At 63.3% G+C, this 3140-nt stretch carries 4 protein-coding genes; all 4 read right to left on the bottom strand.

Annotated elements, in window-relative coordinates:
• On the bottom strand, window positions 1-321 hold a 321-nt coding region (locus AAGI46_16610; GenBank protein MEM1013829.1), incomplete at its 3' end, for a hypothetical protein.
• A 94-nt stretch (window positions 322-415) separates the two neighbouring features.
• On the bottom strand, window positions 416-1240 hold the full coding sequence (locus AAGI46_16605; GenBank protein ID MEM1013828.1) for a type II secretion system protein: 825 nt from the start codon (window positions 1238-1240) through the stop codon (window positions 416-418).
• A gap of 93 nt (window positions 1241-1333) precedes the next feature.
• Window positions 1334-2239, bottom strand: coding sequence for a LamG-like jellyroll fold domain-containing protein (locus tag AAGI46_16600; GenBank protein ID MEM1013827.1), 906 nt, complete (start codon window positions 2237-2239; stop codon window positions 1334-1336).
• A 55-nt stretch (window positions 2240-2294) separates the two neighbouring features.
• The coding region (locus AAGI46_16595; GenBank protein MEM1013826.1) for a LacI family DNA-binding transcriptional regulator at window positions 2295-3140 on the bottom strand (846 nt) is incomplete at its 5' end.

Raw genomic sequence — 3140 nt, 5'->3', positions numbered from 1 at the left:
GCCCTCGCCATGCCGCCGATAAAGCGTGGCCTCGCCTTCGTCGTCCCACTTGAGGTAGTGTCGACCTTCGAGCGTCGGCAGCTCGATGCGCCACCAGCACTGCTGGAACTTTCGGCCCCACGTCAGTGGCAGCTTGCCGAGGTCAACTGGTGCGAAGTCATCTTCGCTGACATCCACGACGAATCGGTGTTCGTGCGTCGCCTCAGTACGCGCAACAGCTGTGGCGGTGTCTACAGGCTCCCAGATAGTCGATCGAATCCGCTTGGCCATCGTCCGGAGCCGCGGAGCGAGGAATTGCTGGAACGGCGTCTGCGAAATCATTGCGATGTTTGTAGCCGGTCGCGAGGCGCAAAGCGAAGCCGGCGAACCCGAAACGGTCCGCCGGCCGGCTTAGGAGGAGTCTGAATGACAACAGCTACTCAGCACCAGGATGCATGAACTCCACGTCGGCATCTGGGTCCTGAAAGCTGACGTAGCCAAACCGGACCGACTGGTCGATGTACAGCACGCTGCGACGCTTATCCAGGTGCGGCGTGGAGGTGTCACTATTCCACGTCAATGGGGTCGTGGAAGGGTGCTTGAACCCGTCATGAAACGGAGCGGCCAAGCCCCGGGAGCTGAGCGCGTAGTTTCCGTCGACCACGAGCTCGACGATGATCGGTACCCCAGACGAGTTGTCGCGGCTCATGTCGAAGACATCGAACGGCGCGTTGGGATCCTTGGTATTCGCACCACCCGGCACCTTGCTCGTCTTGTGCCCGAATGCGTTGACGTCCCACCCGACGCGGCCCAGCCCCTTGTACGACGTGAAATTCGGCCGGCCGTTCCAGCTGGTTTGATCCGTTGGGGTCAATCGGTCGGACGGACAGCGGAAGACGTCTTCGCCGTCGCGGTTCTTATCGCCCTCACCCTCGCCACCGAGGTAGCCGAGTTCGCTGACACGGGTGACCCACATCGCGCCGTTGTTGCCGAGGCCGGTGTCGAACTCGTCGTCCTTGTGTGCGCTGGGCAAGTAGTCGCGGTACTCCTGCGTGTACATCAAAATGCCGGCTCCGATTTGCCGGAGGTTCGACTGGCAGACCACCGCGGATGCGCTGGCACGGGCGCGTGACAGCGACGGCAAGAGAATCGACACGAGCAGCGCGATGATGCCGATGACGACGAGTAACTCGACGAGGGTGAATCCGCCTCGGACACGCTTGGATATCGAGCGATCGGACAGGGTGGTGCAGCCTGACATGGGACCTCCTCAGATGCGGGACTGCGAGCGGCAATGCTGCGCAAAGCCCACTCGTGCCGGTCGGGGCGCGAGCGGACCAAAACAATGGGTCACCTAGCCGCGGCGACGACGAGCGACGAGCAGTCCCGCGCCGACGATGCCCATCAAGGCAGACGACGGCTCGGGGACGACGGTCAGGTAGAGATCGTTGACTTCCTGGGCGGTCAGGACGCCGACGTCGTTATCGTCGGGTCCGTAGAAGCGGAACAGGCCGATCTCGCCTTCGAAGTTGTCGCTGTTGCTTGGAAGGACCGTGAAGCCCACGCCACCGCCAGCACCGAGGTTACCGCCACCGGTTCCACCGAGAGCGCCCGAGTTCGAGCCGGCCCAGTCGTCGTTGACGGTGGCGTTGCTATCAGCCAACGCCCCGTTGACGTACAGCTTCGAGCCGTCGGGACCCACCGTTAGTACGACATGGACGAAGTCGTCCGCTGCCGAGATGTCGAGCGGAACGCTCAGAATCTGCTTGCCGTCCGCTGAACTCGTTCCGCCGATTGCCGCGACAATGGAGTTCGGATTGGTCGGGCTCGCGATGTCGGTTGCACCGTTGATGCCGACCATTAATCCCTTAGCCGCTCCGCCGGTCTCAAAGAGGACGCCATCGACGAAGTTGCTCGCGTCGGCGAGGGCGGGCTTGAACCAGATCTCGATGCTGGCCGTGTCGGGCGTCGGGTTGAACGACGGCGCGATCGAGGCCACGTTGCTGCCGTCGAACAGCACGGACGCGTCGATGCCGGTCGGGCTCGGATCGCCGACTGACGTCACGAGGCCAGCGCCGAAGCTCGCATCGCGGCTCCCGCTGTTGACGTTGTTGACCCAGACGGTGTCACCGTTCGTGACCGTCGAGGCGTCGTACTCGACGTTGACGACTGCGGCGTTGGAAAGCGATGAGCTCGCCAGGACGGCCGCGGCGGTGATGGCCGCCAGACCACCGGTTGATGAGAGAGTGTTGTTCAGCATGGTTCCTCCAAAAGGTGACACAGTGAGTCGCTTCGACGCCGGGACACCCCGACTGTCAGTCGCGCTTTGATTCGTTAAAGACGAGCTTCGGCTCGACGAACTCGGTGTGCGGATCGCCATCGATCGGCCCGAACTCGCCGGCTAATCGAGCGGTCAGCGTCCGGACAAGACCGCGGCCGATCTCGAAGTTGTGCTTGTCGACGGTCACGATCGGCCGGGTCGGTTCGTGCTCGAGCGCCCAATGCCCGTCGAGCAGGTTGTCGTAACCCGCCAGAAGCACGTCGCGATTGGGCTCCAAGCCGAACAGCCGACACGCACGAGCAACCACCGGCACAAGCGCGTCACCCGGGACGAGCAACGCGTCAGCGCGGTCCGGACCGGTTAGCTGCTCGATCAAATGACCAGCGATGTTCCGGCTTACCTCGTCAAAGTCGTTCGGGCGGGCGTCGGGCGGCACCCAGTGCAACGGCGGTCGCACTTCCACGGGTGGCCTGATTTGCAAGTCGTGACGCCGCATCGCCTGCTCGTACCCAGCGCGCCGCATCGGCCACCACGGCAATGACGAATATCTCGGCGCGATCTGGACGATCCGCCTGCAACCGCGGGTGACCAGCTCGTCGACCAGCATCCCAGCTCCCGCCTCGTGGTCAGGCAGCACGCGATCAACCTTCAGTGGCGGATCGTCATCGACCGGATGGTGCCACGACGCCGTCGGCACCTTCAACTTCGACAGCACGCGTTCCAAATGCAAGTTGACGTCGTGGAACGGGCCGACCACGACTCCGGACACATTTCGCGACAGCTCGGACGCGCGCTCGTGCCACAGCTTCTCGTCCGTTGCCGTCTTGCGATCAACGCGAACGGTCAGCACGTCTCGGTGAACCGTTGCGGCCTCGAAGTT

It is taken from the genome of Planctomycetota bacterium (genome assembly GCA_038746835.1).
In the GTDB taxonomy this organism is placed as follows: Bacteria; Planctomycetota; Phycisphaerae; order Tepidisphaerales; family Tepidisphaeraceae; genus JBCDKH01.
The sequence above is the reverse complement of the archived record's forward strand: the minus strand, read 5'-3'. Positions and strand labels throughout refer to the sequence as shown.